Annotated in this window: 19 protein-coding genes; 8 read left to right on the top strand and 11 right to left on the bottom strand. The window is 66.0% G+C overall.

The features are described from left to right. Positions 1 to 7: 7 nt before the first annotated feature. Entirely contained in the window at positions 8 to 1,744 is a 1,737-nt protein-coding gene (locus tag M622_RS32240) for an NAD-binding protein (protein WP_031347035.1), read from the top strand. Between the two features lie 39 nt (positions 1,745 to 1,783). Here M622_RS32240 and M622_RS32235 read toward each other — a convergent pair whose 3' ends face one another. Then, a complete protein-coding gene (locus tag M622_RS32235) occupies positions 1,784 to 2,017 on the bottom strand; it encodes an RNA-binding S4 domain-containing protein (RefSeq protein ID WP_021249799.1) in 234 nt (77 codons plus the stop codon). 108 nt (positions 2,018 to 2,125) lie between these two features. Between M622_RS32235 and M622_RS32230 the strand changes: the two genes are divergently transcribed. Further along, on the top strand, positions 2,126 to 3,034 hold the full coding sequence (locus tag M622_RS32230; RefSeq protein WP_021249798.1) for an ATP adenylyltransferase family protein: 909 nt from the start codon (positions 2,126 to 2,128) through the stop codon (positions 3,032 to 3,034). A gap of 30 nt (positions 3,035 to 3,064) precedes the next feature. Here M622_RS32230 and M622_RS32225 read toward each other — a convergent pair whose 3' ends face one another. From M622_RS32225 to M622_RS32210, 5 genes are all read right to left on the bottom strand, one after another. Then, positions 3,065 to 3,430, bottom strand: coding sequence for a YkgJ family cysteine cluster protein (locus M622_RS32225; RefSeq protein ID WP_021249797.1), 366 nt, complete (start codon positions 3,428 to 3,430; stop codon positions 3,065 to 3,067). 128 nt (positions 3,431 to 3,558) lie between these two features. Next, a complete protein-coding gene (locus M622_RS0120350; protein ID WP_031347032.1) occupies positions 3,559 to 3,903 on the bottom strand; it encodes a YkgJ family cysteine cluster protein in 345 nt (114 codons plus the stop codon). Then, positions 3,887 to 4,654: a YecA/YgfB family protein gene (locus tag M622_RS32220; RefSeq protein WP_021249795.1), complete on the bottom strand. Its 768-nt coding sequence runs from the start codon at positions 4,652 to 4,654 to the stop codon at positions 3,887 to 3,889. The genes M622_RS0120350 and M622_RS32220 overlap by 17 nt, the downstream gene beginning before the upstream one ends. 77 nt (positions 4,655 to 4,731) lie before the next feature. Then, a complete protein-coding gene (gene trmB, locus M622_RS32215) occupies positions 4,732 to 5,415 on the bottom strand; it encodes a tRNA (guanine(46)-N(7))-methyltransferase TrmB (RefSeq protein WP_021249794.1) in 684 nt (227 codons plus the stop codon). Positions 5,416 to 5,475: 60 nt separating this feature from the next. Beyond that, the gene (locus M622_RS32210; RefSeq protein ID WP_021249793.1) at positions 5,476 to 6,477 is read right to left on the bottom strand and encodes a tRNA dihydrouridine synthase; all 1,002 of its coding nucleotides are present in this window, start codon (positions 6,475 to 6,477) and stop codon (positions 5,476 to 5,478) included. Between the two features lie 239 nt (positions 6,478 to 6,716). Between M622_RS32210 and rpmE the strand changes: the two genes are divergently transcribed. Both rpmE and M622_RS32200 read left to right on the top strand, forming a co-directional pair. Then, on the top strand, positions 6,717 to 6,935 hold the full coding sequence (rpmE, locus tag M622_RS32205; RefSeq protein WP_021249792.1) for a 50S ribosomal protein L31: 219 nt from the start codon (positions 6,717 to 6,719) through the stop codon (positions 6,933 to 6,935). Between the two features lie 167 nt (positions 6,936 to 7,102). Continuing rightward, positions 7,103 to 8,758: an ArnT family glycosyltransferase gene (locus tag M622_RS32200; RefSeq protein WP_021249791.1), complete on the top strand. Its 1,656-nt coding sequence runs from the start codon at positions 7,103 to 7,105 to the stop codon at positions 8,756 to 8,758. 17 nt (positions 8,759 to 8,775) lie between these two features. On the opposite strand, the gene orn is transcribed toward M622_RS32200, so the two are convergent. Continuing rightward, positions 8,776 to 9,324: an oligoribonuclease gene (gene orn / locus M622_RS32195; RefSeq protein ID WP_021249790.1), complete on the bottom strand. Its 549-nt coding sequence runs from the start codon at positions 9,322 to 9,324 to the stop codon at positions 8,776 to 8,778. 182 nt (positions 9,325 to 9,506) lie between these two features. Between orn and M622_RS32190 the strand changes: the two genes are divergently transcribed. The 3 genes from M622_RS32190 to rsgA are packed head-to-tail and all read left to right on the top strand — an operon-like array spanning position 9,507 to position 12,108. Beyond that, entirely contained in the window at positions 9,507 to 10,781 is a 1,275-nt protein-coding gene (locus M622_RS32190) for a M48 family metallopeptidase (RefSeq protein ID WP_021249789.1), read from the top strand. Between the two features lie 24 nt (positions 10,782 to 10,805). Continuing rightward, entirely contained in the window at positions 10,806 to 11,147 is a 342-nt protein-coding gene (locus M622_RS32185; protein WP_021249788.1) for a c-type cytochrome, read from the top strand. 58 nt (positions 11,148 to 11,205) lie between these two features. After that, positions 11,206 to 12,108 (top strand): ribosome small subunit-dependent GTPase A, encoded by a 903-nt coding sequence (gene rsgA, locus M622_RS32180; RefSeq protein ID WP_031347028.1) that lies wholly within the window; start codon positions 11,206 to 11,208, stop codon positions 12,106 to 12,108. Between the two features lie 74 nt (positions 12,109 to 12,182). On the opposite strand, the gene M622_RS32175 is transcribed toward rsgA, so the two are convergent. Then, complete coding sequence (locus tag M622_RS32175; RefSeq protein ID WP_021249786.1) at positions 12,183 to 13,106, bottom strand: alpha/beta fold hydrolase; 924 nt, start codon at positions 13,104 to 13,106, stop codon at positions 12,183 to 12,185. 239 nt (positions 13,107 to 13,345) lie between these two features. Here M622_RS32175 and M622_RS32170 point away from each other — a divergent pair, with 239 nt between their 5' ends. Further along, complete coding sequence (locus tag M622_RS32170) at positions 13,346 to 13,777, top strand: hypothetical protein (RefSeq protein ID WP_021249785.1); 432 nt, start codon at positions 13,346 to 13,348, stop codon at positions 13,775 to 13,777. A 27-nt stretch (positions 13,778 to 13,804) separates the two neighbouring features. Here the strand turns inward: M622_RS32170 and M622_RS32165 are convergent, their stop codons facing one another. The 3 genes from M622_RS32165 to M622_RS32155 form a co-directional block, all read right to left on the bottom strand. Further along, a complete protein-coding gene (locus tag M622_RS32165) occupies positions 13,805 to 16,186 on the bottom strand; it encodes a DNA internalization-related competence protein ComEC/Rec2 (protein WP_021249784.1) in 2,382 nt (793 codons plus the stop codon). A gap of 143 nt (positions 16,187 to 16,329) precedes the next feature. Further along, positions 16,330 to 17,025: a lipoprotein-releasing ABC transporter ATP-binding protein LolD gene (lolD, locus tag M622_RS32160; RefSeq protein WP_031347026.1), complete on the bottom strand. Its 696-nt coding sequence runs from the start codon at positions 17,023 to 17,025 to the stop codon at positions 16,330 to 16,332. Beyond that, entirely contained in the window at positions 17,018 to 18,274 is a 1,257-nt protein-coding gene (locus tag M622_RS32155; protein ID WP_021249782.1) for a lipoprotein-releasing ABC transporter permease subunit, read from the bottom strand. The genes lolD and M622_RS32155 overlap by 8 nt, the downstream gene beginning before the upstream one ends. Between the last annotated feature and the right edge of the window lie 163 nt (positions 18,275 to 18,437).

Here is an 18,437-nt window from a genome sequence, read left to right as displayed (position 1 = left end):
GAACCTGATGCAACCGCTGGCGCGCCACCACAGCGTCTTCTTCCTCATCCTGCGCCGCCTGCGCGCGCCGCTGATCCTGCTGATCACCGCGATGGCGATCTCGGTGCTCGGTCTCACCCTGGTGCCGGGGCCGACCGAAAACGGCGAAGTCCAGTATCTGAGCTTCTTTCACGCCGTGTACTTCATGAGTTACACCGCGACCACCATCGGCTTCGGGGAGACGCCCTACGCCTTCTCCGACCAACAGCGCCTGTGGGTGGTGTTCTCCATCTACATGTCGGTGTTCTGCTGGGCCTACACGCTGGGCACGGTGTTCGCCCTGCTCTCGGACCGCAACCTGCGCCAGGCCATCGCCACCCAGCGTTTCGTGCGCGAGGTGCGCCGCCTGCGCGAGCCCTTCTATCTGGTCTGTGGCTATGGCGAGACCGGGCGCCTGATCTGTCATGCGCTCGACCGCATGGGCCTGCGCTCGGTGGTGCTCGAGATCGATGAAGCCAAGGTGGGCGAGATCGATCTGCACAGCTTCGCGGCGGACGTGCCCGCCCTCTGCGCCGACGCCTCGAACCCCGAACTCCTGGGCTACGCCGGCCTCACCCATCCCAACTGCGCCGGCGTCATCGCGCTCACCAACAATGACGCCACCAACCTCGCCATTGCCATCGCCGCGCGCCTGCTCGCACCCAAGCTGCCCGCGCTGTGCCGCGCCGAGCACCGCGAAACATCGGCCAACATGGCCTCCTTTGGCACGCGCCACATCATCAACCCCTTCGAACGCTTCGGCGAAACCCTGGCGCTCGCGCTGCACGCGCCGATTGCCTCGCAATTGCTGGACTGGCTGACCGGCATCCCCGGCACTGCTGTCGATCGCGATCGCAGGCCACCGCGCGGACACTGGATCGTCTGCGGCCACGGCCGTTTCGGACGCTGGATGGTCGACGCGATGGACGCCGAATCGCTCCCGGTCACCATCATCGACCGCGGCCTGCAGACCGATGGCACGCACCGCTGGGTGCATGGCGACGGCACCGGCGCGGAGGCCCTGCTCGAAGCCGGCGTACAGAAAGCCACCGGCATTGTGGCCGGCACCAACTCGGATACCGACAACCTCTCCATCGCGGTCACCGCACGCGAGCTCAATCCCGAGCTGTTCGTCATCCTGCGCCAGAATCATCATGCCAACCACGCGCTGTTCGACGCCTTCGAGTCGGACATCACCGTGCTGCCGAGCGAGATCGTCGCCTACGAGTGCCTCGCCATCCTGAGCACACCGCTGCTGGTGCCTTTCCTCGATGAGATCCGCCGCCGCGACGAAGAATGGTGCTCCGTGCAACTCGAGCGCCTCACCACCCGGCTGGGCTGGAACGTGCCCGAGATCTGGAGCGAGCGCGTCAATCTGAGCAAGGCTACCGCGCTCTACCGACGCCTGATGCGTGGCGAGACGATCAGCCTTGGCATGGTGCTGCGCTCAACGACGCAAGCCGACACCTATCTTGATTGCGAAGTCCTGTTTCTCGAGCGCGACGACGATGATCACCTGCTGATGCCGGCGCACGACACACCGCTGCGTCCGGGTGATGAGTTGCTGCTCGCGGGCACGCGCCACGCACGCAACGCATTCGCACTGGGCATCGCCAACGAGCACACGCTGGAATACCTGGTCAGTGGTGAAGATCTGCCCGACGGCTGGATCTGGCGCAAGTTCTCGCGTCGCAAACAGCAAGCGGCCAAACCCCATCTGCCCTGACGCGACCAGCGCGCACAGCGCGCCTAAGCAGTCATGGCGTCAATCTGCGCCCGATGCATCAGCGGCGACCAGGACGATCTGCTCGCCGGCAAAACGGACCTGCTGCCCGGGGCGCAACTTGGCCCGCTTTCGGCTCTCCACCTTGCCGTCGACCCACACCTCGCCCGCTTCGACCATGGCATGTGCGGCACCGCCCGAACCGACCAGCCCCACGGCCTTGAGCAACTGATCGAGCTGGATATGGTCACCACGGACGGGAAAGGAAATACTCATGAAAAACTCCAGGATTACAGACCCGCCCAGATACGGATGGGCCCCTCATGGCCGCGGGCGCGGCCGCGCATGTCAGAATGGCCTCATTGTCGCTTGCCCTGCATCACCATGACCAGTTTCTCCGCCATCGCGCCGCTCGACTTTCGCAGCAAGGCCTTGCTCGACCTCTCGCAACAGACGCTGCGCAATGCCCTGAGCACCGGCGCACTGCAGCCGATCAAGACCGACTGCTGCATACTGGTGCAAGGTGAGCTGAGCTTTTCGGTACGCTGGGTTTCATCGCTGGCGCTGAAGGACAGAGCGCGCGTAAACAGCGTCACCCAGCGCCGTCCGGACTTCAACCCCTTCCTTCCCCCCGAGCCCGCGCTCACCGTCGCCCGCCTGGGTGATGCGCATCTGGTGGTGCTGAACAAGTTTCCGGTGATCGACCACCACCTGCTCATCGTCACCCGTGCATTCGAAGCCCAGACCGCGCCCCTGACTGCGGCTGACTTCCTCGCCCTGGCCAGCGTGCTCGGCGCGCAGGCCGGGCTGGGTTTCTACAATGGCGGCGCGCTTGCCGGGGCCAGCCAGGCGCACAAACACCTGCAATGGATACCGGACGCCAGCTTGCGCGCCGACGATGGCTTTGCCGCGTTCAGTCGCAAACTGCACCCCGAGATCACAGGCTTTGCTCAATTCAACGCCGAGTTGCCGTGGCGCCATGCTTTCGTCAGCCTCGCCACGCTCGACTGGAGCCAGCCGCGGGCCGCGGGTGCTGCGCTGCAGGCGGCCTTTGCCACGGCCTGCGCGGCGGTGTCGCTTCGCGCTGACGCCGACCCGATGCCACCCTACAATCTGCTGGTCAGCCGCAACTGGCTGCTGGTGGTGCCGCGCCGCTGCGAGAAATGGCAGGACGTGTCGATCAACGCGCTCGGCTACGCCGGATCGCTGTTCGTGCGCGATGAAAACCAGATCGAGCGCCTGCGCGCCGAGGGGCCGCTTGGGGTGCTGGCTGCCGTAGGCTACGCGCGCTGAACACGCGCAAGGCAAGACTCAGGGCAAGACTCAGGCCGCATTCGGAAACGGCAACGGCGAGTGCGGCAGCGGCGGCAAGCCGATGGTCGCACGCAGTTCGTCGCATTTGGGATTGGGCGTGCCATCGTCGAAATAGACCGGAAACTCGCGGCAAGGCGATGGCCGGTTGGCGTAGATCGTACAGCTCACCTCTTCGCCCACCGTGCCCGCCAGGGCCGAGCAGCGCCGCGGCACTTCATTGCTGCCCTTCATGCAGCGCAGCGTGTGGTTGAGCTTTTCGGTCATCGCCGCTGGCACGAAGCCCGCGGGCGCGTCATCGGCTTCAGCCCAGTAGAACGAGATGCGAAAATGCGTGCAGCAGATGCCACAGCTGATACAGGGGTTGGGTTCTTCCATCGCGAGCTTTCGGCGGTCGGTTGCAGGGCGTGCCCAGGCGCGCATTCTAGTGCCCTGACAAGCTGCCAAAAACATCGCGAAGCGGTTTTTTTTGATCCCTTTCTGCGCAAATATTCAGACCAACAGATTCAGCCGCCGAGGGGCGCCAGGCCATGGCGCACACGGGCACGATCGCAGGCGTCTTCACCCATGCCCAGCGCCGCATAGGGCGCGAAGTCCCGACACGGCGAGGGACGGCTGGCGTAAATCGTGCAGCGCACGGCGACACCGATCTCGCCCGCCAGCGCCGCACAGCGCGGCGGCGACGCATCCGTGCCACGCATGCGCATCAGGGTCGCGGTGAGCGGCAGCGCGAGGCCAAGGGGGACGCCGCCCGCCATGGAAGCCTCACATTCGGAATGGTGAAAATCCACCCGAAAGGCGGCACAGCACGCGCCGCAGCGCGTGCAGTGGTCATCAGCTTGCGCTGTCATCACCCGCTGCGCTGCCATCGTCAAGCGCTCCGCAGCACTTCTTGAACTTCTTGCCGCTGCCGCAGGGGCAAGGATCATTGCGCCCCGGCCCGGACGCGCCGGGCAGACGCGGCGCGTCGGCTTGCAGCAAGGGCGGCGGCAGCAGCTCGAGGTCGCGCCAGTGGGCGTAGATGTCGTTGACCGCCTCACCGAGCGCGGCCAGCCAGCCCAGCCGCGTCTCTTCATCGGCGTTTTCAGCGGCCTCATCGGCCCACGGTGCCAGCACCTCGTCCAGGGTCTCCTTGACCGCGACGACCGCATCTTCATCCAGCCCTTCTTCCCAGCCCTTGGGCCACAGATCGAGACCCTGGGCGAAGCCGTCAAGCCACTCCTCGCCAATCTTGAGACCGTCGCCATCACCCGTGGCAAAGCAGAACGGCTCCCAGCACACCGACTCTTCATCATCGTTGTCGAGGCCGAGCGTGGTCGCCATCTCGTTGTAATACGCCTTCACCAGACGGATTGCGCGCTGCAGGCCGCTGCCGCCGCCAAAGCTCGCTTCTTCGCCGTGCGCCGACCAGACGTCGGGCAGCCAGCGCTCGACAGCGATCGGCCGCGGCGAGATGAGCACGCCCGCAAGAAAGCCGTCGAGCATCTCGAGGTCCATGCAGTCCTCGGGCACGACGTCAGAGGTCAGCACCTCTTCAAGCGCTTCGAAGTCGTCATCACCCATCAACTGGGGCTTATCGTGTTTGGCCGTGGGCTCGGTCATGGCAAATCTCCGGAAATGGGGCGAAGCGTGGCCCAAGCAAGGCGGATCGGCAAGTCAATAATCCATTCTCCCGGGCCTTATACGCTGGCGCCAGCGCACAGGTCGAGTTCGAGTCGGTACAAGGGCTGGCCGGAGTCACGGTATTTGCGCTCGAACGGGCTGATCGGCGCTTCGGCGACAAAGGCTCCCCATGCCACTTCCCGACCGAGCGCAATGGACAGCGCAGTGCTCATCTCGCCCAGGTAGACATCCCAGTTGCTGCGACATTCCAGCACGCCACCCAGGCGTGGAATGAAGGGGAACACCGGATGCGCATGCCAGCGTCGCGTCAGGTGGCCGATCTTGGGCCAGGGGTTCGGGTACAGGATGTAATGCCGCGCCAGACGCAAGCCGGCTTCCTCGAGCAGACGCCAGTAGTCCACCAGGTCGGCGCGCACGAACACCAGGTTGCGCGGCATCAGCGCCTCCGGGTAGGGCTTCTTGCGCTCCAGACGGTCCTGCGACTGGTCCACTCCGATCACCCAATGCTCGGGATGGGCGCGCGCGATCTGGATGCTGCTGTGGCCAACGCCGCAACCCGCATCAAGAATCAAGGGCGCACTGCCATCCCAGCCCGCGAGACTGTTCTCGAAGGCCTGGCGGTTGTAGTCCGTGATCGGCTTTCGGAACGGTTGCTCAAGGTGTTTGCGCACCACGGCGTGAAGACGCTCATGGACGCCGGCCTGGGCGCTGTGTGGAATGCTGGAGTTGGCGTAGCTCATGCGATGTTCGATTGATGAGTTGCGATGGGTGCATGCCCGGACTGAAGCTGCGCCGGGCGCTCAGGCCGCCTCGGCGAGCTGTTCGACGTGTTCATCCAGGGACGGCACGCCGTGCAGCACGAGCGCTGCTTCGACTTCAGCCAGCGTGCGCAAAGCGCGGAGGGTGGCGAACAGTTGCTGTGCCTGCGGATAGTTGCGTGCCAGCAGGTGCAGCCATTGCTTGATCCGGCCCGGCACATGGCGCGCTGCGACCTTGCGTTTCACGCGCTCACGAAAGAGCGCAAGCAAGGGCAGCAGGGTCGCCCACTCGCGTGCGCGCTCGTCGGCGTCGGGCTGCTCGAGGCGGCCGGCACGAATCCGGCTGGCAAGAAAGGGGTCGGCCACTGCGCCGCGGCCCAGCATCACGTCCGCCACTCCGGACACGGCACGACAGCGCTGCCAGTCCGCCGCACACCAGACCTCGCCGTTGGCCACCACCGGCACGCTCACCGCGTCGTCGATGCGCGCCACCCACTCCCAGTGTGCGGGCGGGCGATAGCCGTCAGCCTTGGTGCGCGCGTGCACCACCAGAGCGCCCGCGCCGCCCGCGCTCAAGGCCTGCGCGCACTCGATCGCACGCCCGGTGTCGGCGACGCCCAGCCGCATCTTGGCGCCGAGCGGAATCGCCACGGGCACGGCCGCACGCACGGCGACCACGATGCGGTGCAGCAACTCCGGGTCGTCGAGCAGCACCGCACCACCACGATGCCGATTCACGGTCTGCGCCGGGCAACCGAAATTGAGGTCCACCCCTGCGGGTGCGAGGCGGGCGAGCTGCGCGGCGTTATCACCCATGCACGCGGGGTCCGAACCCAGCAATTGCACGTGCACCGGCGTTCCACCCGCAGTGCGACTGCCCGCATCGAGCTCAGGCGCCATACGGCGAAAGAAGCGTGTCGGCAGCACGGTGCCGGAGACGCGCGCAAACTCGGTCACGGCGTGATCGTAGCCACCGGAGTGGGTAAGGACCGCACGCAGAACTTCGTCAAGCAGGCCTTCCATGGGTGCAAGCAGCAAGCGCAAGCCGGAACTTCCTTCAATCAAGCACAGTAAAAACGAGCCGTATGCCAGGCGAGCATGAATTGCACCGGCACTGCAGATCAGGTCCGAAGCCACGAAAGGGCATACGGGAGCAAGATTCTAGTCCAGACTGGCTGCAAAGCCGATTTTCCCTTGCCAGCGCCAGGGCACTCACGGATAATCCTCGATCTTTACCAATCAGGGCGGTCACAACCGCCGCCCGCGAGCACCAGGAAGACACCATGAAAGCGGACATCCATCCCAAGTACAACGACATGAGCGTGACCTGCTCCTGCGGCAACACGTTCACCACGCGCTCCACCTCCAGCAAGCCCCAGTACCACATCGAAGTCTGCTCGCTCTGCCACCCGTTCTACACCGGCAAGCAAAAGATCGTCGATACGGCCGGCCGCGTCGAGCGCTTCCGTCAGAAATACGGCAGCGTCCAGCGCGCCAGCTGATAGCAGCGGCGCAGCCCGACATGTGCCCTGTTGGGGGCGCAGCGCAAAAAAGGCAGCCCTGGCTGCCTTTTTTCTTGGCTGTCGATCACCAGCTCTTCCTTGGCTGCTGAGCGCGCCGCTTGCCGCCAGCCTTTGCCTGACGCAGCACTCCCCTCCACAATGCGCGCATGACTCGCGAACCTGAAACGCCCCCCCTGTTGCTGCGTCGCATCTACGGCACCGTCGGCATCACGCTGCTGGTGGGCCTCTATCTGCTCGTCGGCCTCACCGGGCACGACCCCTGGCGCGGCGACGATGCGGTGCACCTGGGTCCCATCCTGAGCATGCTCAAGGGTGAGGGCTGGCTGTTTCCGATGCTCGCTGGCGAGCCACTGACCGCCTATCCACCGCTCTACTACTGGACGGGCGCGTTCCTGGCCTGGATCAGCAGCGGCTTTCTGGCGCTGCATGAAGGTGCGCGCCTGGCCAGTGCGGTCTTCGTCGCCCTCGGCGTGTATTTTTCCGCCCGAACGGCAGAGGCCTTGTACGGTCGCCCCGCACGCACGCCCGCTGCCTTGTTGACCATGGGTGCGCTGGGGCTGGTCTTGCATGCGCATGAGACCCAACCCCTGCTGGCGCTGATGGCGACAATCGCGCTCACCCTGCGCGGTCTCGCGCAGGTGCCCCAACGCCCCCTGGCAGGCAGCCTGCTCGCCGGGGTCGGCAGCGCGCTCGCCTTCCTTGCCGCCGGGCTCGCCGGACTGCTGCTCACTGCCAGCCTGCTCCCCTTGCTGATGCTGCTCAGTCGCGACTGCCGCAACCCGCGCGCCAGCGGCGCCCTCATTCTCGGCCTGTGCCTGGCGCTGAGCTTGTCGGCGCTGTGGCCGCTGGCGGTACATCTTCGCCAACCCGAATTGTTCAGCCTGTGGTTGAGCCACGAATGGTCACTTCTCAGCGCGCCGCCGCTCTCCCCCCGCGAGATTGTGGGCGGGCTCGAGCTGCTGGGCTGGTTTACCTGGCCGCTGTGGCCGATCGTGTTCTGGAGCCTGTGGCGTGCGCGGCGCAGCCTGGGCGATCTGCGCTGGCTGCTGCCGCTGCTCAGTGCAGTGCTGGTGGTCTCGGTGCTCGTCATGCAAGGTGATCTGGCGCAGGCCTCCGCCTTGCCCATCCTGCCGGCGATGGCCTTGCTCGCCGCGGGTGGCGTGCCGAGCCTGCGCCGTGGCGCAGCCAACGCGCTGGACTGGTTTTCGCTGATGAGCCTGGCGACGTTCGGAATCCTGGTGTGGCTGGCGTGGTCAGCCCAGTGGGCGGGCTGGCCTCCGGGGCTGGCACGTCACGTTGCACGCAATGCGCCCGACTTCGTGCTGTCCGACCCCGGCTTCCAGGCCGCGGTGGGCGCGGTGATCACCGTGATCTGGATCGCCCTGCTGTGGAAGCTGCCGCGCTCGAGCTCACGGGCGCCAGCCAACTGGGCCATCGGCCTGACCATGCTGTGGTGCCTGGCGGTCGTGCTGCTGATGCCCTGGTTCAACAACGGCCGCAGCTACCGCGCAACCATGGCGTCGTTGCAAATCGCCCTCGTCGGTGAGCGCGCATCCAACCCCGATGCCTGCATCGCGACCACCGGGCTGCCCAAGCACGTCAGGAGCTCGCTGGACTACTTCGCCGGCCTGCGCCCCGTGCCCATCGTGGACGACGCCACCCCCTGCCCCTTGCTTCTGGTCATCAATGATGGCCATACAGCCGCGCAATTCGCACCGGAATGGAAGCCGGTGTGGGAGTTCCGTCGCGGCGCGGGCCGCCGCACCGAGACCTTGACCCTGTTGCGCCGCGAGCCTTCCTGACTCTGACTGGCGCCGCTTCAGTCCAGACGCAGGAAGGTGTCGCGATAATGGCGCATCTCGGCGATCGACTCCTGAATGTCGGCCAGCGCAGTGTGCGCACCGACTTTCTTGACCCCGGCATAGACCTCCGGTCGCCAGCGCTTGGCGAGCTCCTTCAGGGTCGACACGTCCAGGTTGCGATAGTGGAACCAGGCCTCGAAGTGCGGCATCCAGCGCGCGAGAAAGCGGCGGTCCTGACACACCGAGTTACCACACATCGGCGAGCTGCGCGCCGGCACCCACTGCTGCAGGAATTCGATCATGCGGGCCTCGGCCTCGGCTTCCGACACCTGCGAGGCGCGCACGCGCTCGATCAGTCCGGATTTGCCGTGCGTGCTCTTGTTCCAGTCGTCCATTGCATCGAGCACCGCGTCGGGCTGATGCACGACGATCACCGGTGCCTCGGCAATGGTTTCGAGCTTGTCATTGGTGAGAACGATGGCGATCTCGATGATGCGATCACGATCGGGATCCAGCCCGCTCATCTCCATGTCCAGCCATATCAGGGTATTCGGGTCCTGTGCCATAATCAGCGCGCCTTTTGACGTGTTCATGCGAAACATTCGAGGTCGCGATTGTGTCACATAAGGTGTTGTCAGCCTGCCCGGGCCAGCACCCGGGCCAACACTGAGACCGATGCCAGCCCCCTCGCCGCCCCCCACCTGTCGGTTCGGCCCCGCCTGAAACGTTCGCCTTCCACGCCCGCAGCATGCCCACAGACACCAGCCCTCTTTTCGCCAACAGTTTCAGCCTGGTCTTCGTCACCCTGCTGCTGCTCGGCCTGATCGTCAAGGCCGGCCTGATGCGGCGCCAGGTCGGCCATGTGCAGGCCCATCGCGCCAGTGTGCCGCCGGCTTTTGCCGCATCAATCACACTCAGCTCACACCAGCGCGCCGCCGACTACACGGTGGCGCGCATGCGACTGGGCATGCTCGAGCTCGTCCTCAGCGCACTGTTCGTGCTGCTGCTGACCCTGGGCGGTGGCCTGCAGCTGATTCACGACGCCTGGAGCGTCGCGTTCGCGCCCGGCAGCATCGCCCACGGCACCGCCCTGCTCGCCTCACTGGGCGTGCTGGGCTGGTTGTTCGATCTGCCCTTCGTGCTCCTGCGCACCTTTGGCATCGAGAAGCGCTTCGGCTTCAATCGCATGAGCGCGCGCTTGTTCGTCGCTGACAGCGCGCGCGAGACCGCGCTGGCGGTCGTCATCGGCCTGCCGCTGCTGGGCGCGCTGCTGTGGCTGACCACCGCCATGGGCAGCCTGTGGTGGCTGTGGGCGTGGGCTTTCTGGCTTGCGCTCAACCTGCTCGTGATGCTGATCTGGCCCAGCTTCATCGCGCCGCTGTTCAACCGCTTCACCCCGCTCGCCGACGAAGCCTTGAAAGCACGGGTGGAAGGCCTGCTCGCACGCTGTGGCTTCCAGTCCAAGGGCTTGTTCGTGATGGATGGCTCGCGTCGCTCGGCCCACGGCAATGCTTACTTCACCGGCTTTGGTGCGTCCAAGCGCATCGTTTTCTTCGACACCTTGCTCGACAAGCTCAACGCCGACGAGGTCGAGGCCGTGCTCGCACACGAACTCGGCCACTTCCGTCATCGCCACATCCTCAAGCGCCTCGCCGTCCTCGCGCCGGCCAGTCTGGCCGTGCTGGCGCTGCTGGGCTGGCTCATCGAGCAAGCCTGGTTCTTCACCGGGCTGGGCAGCTCGGCCAGCGACACGGCGACGGCGCTGGCGCTGTTCTTCCTCGCCCTGCCCGTGTTCAGCTTTCCGCTTGCGCCCCTGTTCAGCTACTGGTCGCGGGTGCACGAATTCGAGGCCGATGCCTACGCCGCGCAACAGACCCGGGCAGCAGACCTTGCCGCGGCGCTGGTGAAGCTCTACCGTGACAATGCTTCGACGCTCACGCCCGACCCGCTGTATTCGCGCTTCTTCGATTCCCACCCACCGGCTGCGCTGCGCATCTCGCGCCTGCAAGCCTTGCAGTCCTGAACTCACTGGAGAGGAGACGAGAACATGAAAACCACACCGAATCATCATTTCAGCCTGGCCCGGCTGGTGCTCGCCGGCCTGTTCACGGTGATCGCAGTCCCGGCCAGCGCCGCCCCCTTTGCTGACGCCGACATCGCCGTCGGCGAGCAGATGCACGCCGAATATTGCGTGGAATGCCACACCCAGCGCTTCGGCGGCGAAGACGGCTCCGCGATCTACACGCGCAGCGATCGTCGGGTAAACACCGTTGCCGAACTGGCGCAGCAGCTCACGCGCTGCACCACCATGCTCAAGCTCGACCTCTTCCCGGAAGACGAAGAGAACATCGCCGCCTATCTCAACAAGCACTACTACAAATTTCAGTGAGCCCCAACATTCAGTGAGCCCCAACAAGCAGCGCAACAAAGCGACCGGCGGCGAGGCCATCGACGGCCTCATCATCGCCGCCTTCGGCCGCCACTACGAGGTCGCCACCGCAGCGGGCCGTCTGCGGTGCTATACCCGGGGCAAGAAGAGCAGCTTTGCCTGTGGCGATCATGTGAGGGTGACACCGGGCGGCGACGACCAGGGCGTGATCGACGCGCTGAAGCCGCGTCGCAGTCTGCTGCGACGCTCGGACGCCTTCCGCGAAAAGCTGATCGCGGCCAACCTCAGCCACATCCTGATCGTGGTCGCAACCGAGCCGGGTTTCTCCGACCTGCTGGTGTCGCGCTGCATCGCCGCCGCCGAGTCGCAGGACATCACGCCGATCATCATCCTCAACAAGGCCGATCTCGTCGACAGACTGGCGTTCTCGCGCGCGCAGCTCGCGCCCTTTCGCGCCCTCGGTTATGAGGTGATCGAGGCCTCGGCCCTGCACGGCGCGGCCGGGCTGCTCGAACGCCTGTCCTCGCTGCATGCCATCTTCGTCGGCCAGTCGGGCATGGGCAAATCCACCCTGATCAACGCCCTCATCCCGGAGGCGAATGCCGCCACGCGCGAGATCTCTGCGGCGCTGGACTCGGGCAAACACACCACCACCTTCGCTCGCCTCTACGCCCTCGACGGCCAGATGCCGGACGATGCGCGCGGCTGGATCATCGACAGCCCGGGCTTGCAGGTGTTCGGCCTCGCCCACCTCGGCCCTGACGAACTGGCCGAGTGCTTCATCGAGTTTCGCCCCTTGCTGGGGCGCTGCCGCTTTCGTGACTGCCGCCACGAAGAAGAGCCCGGCTGCGCGCTGCTGGAGGCGCTGGCCGATGGCCGCGTGCACCCACGACGCTTCGAGCACTACCGCAGCATCCGCGCTGAAATCGCCGAGGCCAAGCGGCTCAATCCCGGCTGGTGAGAGGCCCGCTACTGAAGTGGGAGTGGGAGTGGGAGTGGGCAGGCGCGCGCACCTGAATACGCCGCGCGCTGTGCTCAGCCCGCCAGCAGGAAGTCGCGCACGACCGTGATTTGCGCCGGGTCCATCAGCATCGGCGCATGTCCGACGCCTTCGAACTCGACCGTGCTCGCGCACGGACCGCGCGTGGCCATGGCCTCCAGGGTGGAGCGTTCGAGCAAGTCGGACTCGGCCCCACGCAAGGCCAGCACCGGGCAGCTGATGCGCTCGTACACCGGCCACAGATCGATGTCTTCAGTGGCGGGCTGGGCGCGAAAAACCTCACCCAGCGCAGGGTCGTAGATCATCGCAAAGCCGCCGTCCGGCCCGCCCACCGGACGCACCGAATAGTTGGTCAGGTGCCGCCACTGCGCGCCGGTAAGTGGGCCGAAGGGGGCGCTGACCAGGCGTATGTAGGCTTCCGCTTCATCCATGGATGCAAAGCGCGGCGCCGTCCCCACGTAAGGCCCGATGCGCTGCAGGGACACCGCGGTGATCACCGGCCCCACATCATTGAGCACCATGCGCGCGATCGGCGTATGCGGCTGGCTGGCGATGAGCATGCCGATGATGCCCCCCATCGAAGTACCCACCCAGGAGAGCTGCTTGACGTCGAGACGTGCGATCAGGGTGATCATGTCCGCAACGTAGAGCGGAAAACCGTAGTCGCTCTTCACCCCCAGCCAGTCGCTGCGCCCGCGCCCGACCACATCCGGGCACACCACGCGGAAATCGTCCGCCAGCACCTGCGCCAGATCATCGAAATCACGCCCGTTGCGCGTCAGGCCATGGGCACACAGCACCACGCGCGGATTGTCCGCGTCGCCCCACTCGGCATACGCCATGCGATGCAGGCCATGCGGACCCATGCACTGCACCTCGCGTTCGCGAATACCATGGCGCGGACGCCGCGGTGGCACCGGCGGCTCGAAGACACGACTGAGATCGGATAGAAAGGTCATGAGCAGAAGGGTTCGAATGATCGCGATAGCCTCAGTCTAGCATCTGAGCATGCCCCTAAAAAGGGCCACTATCACGCCCCAAGCACGAACGACTGTGCAGCGCAAACCGCATATGGGACAGTCGCTTAGCACTTATTTTCACCCCCTCATCCGACATCGGCCAGCACGATGGCGATGCACCCGTCCGCCACGGCGACAATGCCGGAGTACCCCGCCAATGTCTCAAGGAAAGCGTCACCATGAACAACACCTGTGGTAAATCGATCCTTCTCCGCCCCATCCTTGCCCGCCTTGTGGCACTCACCCTGGCCATGGCGGCCCTTCCAGCATCAGCGCAGGGAATGGAGTCAGCGGCGGCAATGCTGCGTCTCGAGTGCGGCGGCATCGGCCTGGAGGAGTCCGCACGCATGCGCGCCGAGCGCGCGATGCACGCGCTGACGCTGTTGTTTTCCACGACCGCGGGCGACTTCATCACCGACGTGATGGTACGGGTGGACGATCCGCTCAACGACCGCCGCGTCGAGGCGTCCTGCGGCCCGATCGGCCAGCTCGATGTGCCCGAGGCCGCGCGCTACCGCATCACCGCGACCTACGCCGGCACCACCCAGGAGCACTGGATGGAGCTGAGTCCGGGCGGCGGCGCCCAGCTGGTGTTGCAATGGCAGGAGTGAGGACAGCTCCGAAGTACTGGCTGCGGCTCAACGTCCGTGCCAGTAACGCGGCGCACGCAAGCGTTCGGCGCTCACCCGCACACCCTTAGCCGCATCGGAACTGAACACCGCTTCCACCGCCCCCTGGCTGTCGGTGCGCCAATTGCGCGCGCCCGCCGCAGCCCATCGTGCCCAGACCTCGGGGTGAGGGTGGCCGAAGGCGTTGCGATGACCGGCGGAATGAATGACCGCCTCAGGCAGGGTGGCTTCGACCAGGGCCGGGGAGGACGAGGACCGGCTGCCGTGATGGGCGCTGACCAGCACATCCGCCCTCAGGACGGCATCGCCATGGCGCAAACGCAGCGCGGCCTCGCCCGCCGCCTCGACGTCACCCAGCAAGAGCAGGGTTCCGCTCGCGTTGGCGATGCGCAGCACGCAGGACTGATCGTTGTCGTGGCGCTTGCCAGGCACGCTCAAGGTCTCGCCACCCGGATGCAGGAAGCGGAAAGACACACCGTCCCAGACCCACTGTTCGCCGGAACTGCAGCGCTGCACCGGCGCCGCCAGGGCGGCCTCGACACGGCGTGTCACCGCGCCCGTATCCGACGCCCACCAGCGCTGCACCTCGAGCGCGGTCGCGATGCTGTTGGCACCGCCGGCATGGTCGCTGTCATCATGCGACAGCACGAGCGCATCCAGCCTGCCCACCCCCAGGGCGCTCAGGTAGGGCAGCAGCACCCGGCTGCCCGCGTCCGCATGGGCGCCGAAAGGCGGTCCGGTGTCGAACAGCAGGTCATGATTCGCGGTCTGTACATGCACCGCGAGCCCCTGCCCCACATCGAGTACGCGGGCGACGAAACTGCCGGCAGGTGGGCGCGCGGGTGGCCAGGCCAGCAAGCCTGTCAACACCGCCAGCGCCGCCAGTCGGCCCGGTGTGCCACGCGGCAGCATCGCCCCGGCCACCGCCAGCACGCCCAGCACGCCCAACCACAGGGGTGGCGCACTCTGGCGCCAATAGCCCGGCTCGAAAGCGGCCAGCCAGTGGAGCCATTGCATCATCCACGCCGTCACCTGATGGGCCCACAGCAAGGGAAACTCCACTTGCAAGGTCGCAGCCAGCAGGACCAGCGGCGTGACGATGAAGCTCACCAGCGGAATTGCCACCGCATTGGCGAGCGGTGACAACAGCGGCAGCGACTGAAACATGAGCACCAGCAAGGGCATCAAGGCGAAGCTGACCGCCAGCTGGATGCGCAGCGCGGCCCCCCAGGCGTTCGCGGCTGCCCGCCGCCCGCCCAGCACGAAGCCGATCGCGGCAACCGCCCCGAAAGACAGCCAGAAGCCCGCTGACAGGCAGGCCCAGGGATCGACTGCGAGCACCACCACCAAGGCCAGCGCCATCACCCGCGAAGGCACGATGGCCCGCCCGCGGTAGAGCGCAATGACGACCACCAGCAACATCAGCAGCGCACGCTGTACCGGAATGCCCAAGCCTGCCAGCAGGGCATAGCTCGTCCCCGCCAGCACCGCCGCCAGGGCCTGCGCCTTGCGCACCGGGCAGCGCAGCATCAACCAGGAGGAGCGGCGCCACAGCCAGCCCACGCTGCCGCCGAGCAGCGCCGCCATCAGGCTGATGTGCATGCCCGAGATCGCCACCAGATGGGCAACCCCGGTGCGGCGAAAGACCTCCCATTGCACGGCGGGGATGCCACGCTGATCACCAATCACGAGCGCAACCAGAATGCCGGCATAAGGCGCATCGCCGAGCGCGCCGACAAAGCGCTCGCGCACCGCTTCGCGCAGCCTATGCACCCCATCCATGGGCCTGCTCAGTCCGTCATCCAGGCGCTGGGCGCCACTGCGCACATGGCCGGTCGCGCGCACGCCGCGCTCGAGCAACCACGCCTCGTAGTCAAAACCACCAGGGTTGTACAAGCCATGCGGCCGCTTCAGGCGCACGACGAAACGCCAGCGCTCCCCGGGCCGGATGCCGGGCAGCACCGACGCTGATCCGCGCGCCGGATACCAGGACAGCAAGAGCCGTCGTGGGACGCCATCGACGACAGGATCGAGGTCGAAGCGAAAACGCAGGGCATCGTCCATTACCTGCGGCAGGTCGGCGACAAAGCCCACGACCTCGACATCCACCCCTTCAAGATCACTACGCAACTCGTCGGCAAGCCGCCAATGCGCACGCAGCGCGGCCCAGCCAAAGCCCACGCTGAACACGAGCGCAAACACAAGCCCTGTCCTGAGCAACGGCAGCAGGCGGGTGCGATCGCGAGCCTGGGATGGCGCCCATCGCGCGCACAGCAAGGACAGCAGGATCAATCCCATTGCCAGCAGGCACAGGGTCAGCACGTCGGGCAAGCGCGCCTGCATCTGCGCAAGCACGACGCCTGCGGCAAAGGACAGGGCATGTATTCTCATCGCCCGTCATGATGCCATTTGCATTACTACAGGCGCAATCCAGCCTGCCGTATCCCTTTCAGGTGAAGCACATCGGTGCGGTCTGGGTTGCTCGCATTCACGCCGTGCGCGCCGGCCTCACACAGGGCTGGGCACAGCTGCGGCTACTGCAGGCGCCCATCGGTGAGGCGCAGGCTGCGCTGCGCGCGTGCCGCCAGCACTTCGTCGTGAGTGACGATGACGAAGCTGGTGGAGAGACGCTCATTAAGCGAGAGCATGAGGTCAAACACCGCCTCGGCCGTGCGCCGGTCCAGGTTACCGGTGGGCTCGTCAGCCAGCACGCATGCAGGCTGGGTCACCAGGGCACGGGCGATCGCCGCGCGCTGGCGCTCACCGCCCGACAGTTCGCCCGGCGCATGGCTCAGGCGATGACCGAGCCCCACTTCCGCCAGCATGGCCGCGGCCTGCTCGTCGGCCTCAGCCTTGTCGACGCGGCGGATGTAGAGCGGCATGGCGACGTTTTCCAGCGCCGAAAACTCGGGCAGCAGGTGGTGAAACTGGTACACAAAGCCCAGCGCCACGTTGCGCAAACGACCGCGTTCGCGTTCGGACAAGGTGGAAAAGTCGCGCCCCATGAGCCGCACCGCACCTGCGCTGGGCGCGTCCAGCCCGCCCAGGAGGTGGAGCAGCGTGCTCTTGCCCGAGCCCGAGGCACCGACGATCGCCACACGCTCGCCGCGCGCGATGCTCAGGCTCACGCCCTCGAGCACCGTCACCGCATCGGCGCCCTCACGAAAGTGCTTGGACAAGCCATCGCAGGCCAGCACCGGCTCCACCCGCTTCATCCCGTTCTCACTCATAGCGCAGCGCCTCCGCCGGATTGACCTGCGATGCCCGCCAGCTCGGATAGAGCGCGGCCAGCAAGGTCAGCACGAAGGACACCGAGACGATGCTGATCACATCGGCCGGCAGCACCTTCGATGGCAGCTCGTTGATGTAATAGATTTCCTTGTTCCACAGCGTGGCCCCCGTCACGGTTTCCAGGGCCGGAATCACGACATCGAGATTGTTGGCAATCGCCAGCCCGCCGGCCACTCCGGCCAGCAGGCCGACGAGGCCGATGATCGAGCCCTGCAGCACGAAGATCGTCATGATCGAGGCCGGACTCGCGCCCAGGGTGCGCAGGATGGCGATGTCGGCGTATTTTTCCTGCACCGCCATCACCAGCGTCGACACGATGTTGAACGCGGCCACGGCGACGATGAGAAACAGGATCAACGTCATCATCGTCTTCTCCAGCGCCACGGCACGGAAGAAGTTGGCGTGGCTGCGTGTCCAGTCGCTCACGCTCAGGCCGGGTTCGGTGATCTGAGCAGCCAGCTCGCGCGCCACGCGCGGCGCGGCAAACAGGTCGGCGAGCTTCAGGCGCACGCCGCTCACCGCATCACCCAGGCGGTACAAGGCCTGCGCATCCGCAATATGCACCAAGGCCAGGCCGGAGTCGTATTCGAACATTCCGGCTTCGAACACGCCCACCAGTTCGAACTGCTTCACCCGCGGCAGCACCGCGGCCGGCGTCACCAGCCCCTGCGGCGCAATCAGCGTGAGCTTGTCGCCAAGCTGCACACCCAGCGCCTGGGCCAGATCGCGTCCCAGCACGATGCCGAAACGGCCGGCCTGCAAGGCGTCAAGGCTGCCGACCTTCATGTAGCTGGCGAAGTCGGCGACCTTGTCCTCGGCATCGGGAATCACCCCGCGCACGATGGTGCCACGCACGCCGGCGTCGAAAGAGAGCATGCCCTGCTCCTGGACAAAGGGCGCACTGGCGAGCACGGACGGATTGCGCTGCGCGTCGTCGGCGACCTGCTGCCAGTTCTCCAGCCCACCATCGAAGCGCTGCACCTGCACATGGGAGGCGACACCGAGGATGCGCGAGCGCAGCTCTTCCTGGAAACCATTCATCACCGACAGCACCACGATCAGCGCACCAACGCCCAGCGCAATGCCCAGCATGGACACGAAGGAAATGAAGGAGATGAATCGGTTGCGACCCTGGGCACGCTTGCGCGAACGGGTGTAGCGCAAGCCGACGAGAAATTCGTAGCGCATCGGACAGGACTCGATTGGGGGCTGTGCGGCAAGCCGACCATTGTGCCCGTGCCGGGGCGATCGTGGCCAGTCCGATTCGTCATCAGTTCGCCTTCAGCTGCGCTCGAATTCGCATCGAAGTGTAAGCAGGCTCGAGCTTCGCGCCTGGCCATGAAGGTGACAG

The sequence above is a fragment of the Thauera terpenica 58Eu genome, assembly GCF_000443165.1.
GTDB lineage: Bacteria > Pseudomonadota > Gammaproteobacteria > Burkholderiales > Rhodocyclaceae > Thauera > Thauera terpenica.
Note: the sequence above shows the minus strand (reverse complement) of the source record. Positions and strands in the feature narration are given on the sequence as shown.

Excerpts from the sequence above, each read along its gene's own strand:
- M622_RS32240 (WP_031347035.1), top strand. The coding sequence starts at position 8 with ATGCAACCGCTGGCGCGCCACCACAGCGTCTTCTTCCTCATCCTGCGC.
- M622_RS32235 (WP_021249799.1), bottom strand. The coding sequence starts at position 2,017 with ATGAGTATTTCCTTTCCCGTCCGTGGTGACCATATCCAGCTCGATCAG.
- M622_RS32230 (WP_021249798.1), top strand. The coding sequence starts at position 2,126 with ATGACCAGTTTCTCCGCCATCGCGCCGCTCGACTTTCGCAGCAAGGCC.
- M622_RS32225 (WP_021249797.1), bottom strand. The coding sequence starts at position 3,430 with ATGGAAGAACCCAACCCCTGTATCAGCTGTGGCATCTGCTGCACGCAT.
- M622_RS0120350 (WP_031347032.1), bottom strand. The coding sequence starts at position 3,903 with ATGACAGCGCAAGCTGATGACCACTGCACGCGCTGCGGCGCGTGCTGT.
- M622_RS32220 (WP_021249795.1), bottom strand. The coding sequence starts at position 4,654 with ATGACCGAGCCCACGGCCAAACACGATAAGCCCCAGTTGATGGGTGAT.
- trmB (WP_021249794.1), bottom strand. The coding sequence starts at position 5,415 with ATGAGCTACGCCAACTCCAGCATTCCACACAGCGCCCAGGCCGGCGTC.
- rpmE (WP_021249792.1), top strand. The coding sequence starts at position 6,717 with ATGAAAGCGGACATCCATCCCAAGTACAACGACATGAGCGTGACCTGC.
- M622_RS32200 (WP_021249791.1), top strand. The coding sequence starts at position 7,103 with ATGACTCGCGAACCTGAAACGCCCCCCCTGTTGCTGCGTCGCATCTAC.
- orn (WP_021249790.1), bottom strand. The coding sequence starts at position 9,324 with ATGGCACAGGACCCGAATACCCTGATATGGCTGGACATGGAGATGAGC.
- M622_RS32190 (WP_021249789.1), top strand. The coding sequence starts at position 9,507 with ATGCCCACAGACACCAGCCCTCTTTTCGCCAACAGTTTCAGCCTGGTC.
- M622_RS32185 (WP_021249788.1), top strand. The coding sequence starts at position 10,806 with ATGAAAACCACACCGAATCATCATTTCAGCCTGGCCCGGCTGGTGCTC.
- M622_RS32175 (WP_021249786.1), bottom strand. The coding sequence starts at position 13,106 with ATGACCTTTCTATCCGATCTCAGTCGTGTCTTCGAGCCGCCGGTGCCA.
- M622_RS32170 (WP_021249785.1), top strand. The coding sequence starts at position 13,346 with ATGAACAACACCTGTGGTAAATCGATCCTTCTCCGCCCCATCCTTGCC.
- M622_RS32165 (WP_021249784.1), bottom strand. The coding sequence starts at position 16,186 with ATGAGAATACATGCCCTGTCCTTTGCCGCAGGCGTCGTGCTTGCGCAG.
- lolD (WP_031347026.1), bottom strand. The coding sequence starts at position 17,025 with ATGAGTGAGAACGGGATGAAGCGGGTGGAGCCGGTGCTGGCCTGCGAT.
- M622_RS32155 (WP_021249782.1), bottom strand. The coding sequence starts at position 18,274 with ATGCGCTACGAATTTCTCGTCGGCTTGCGCTACACCCGTTCGCGCAAG.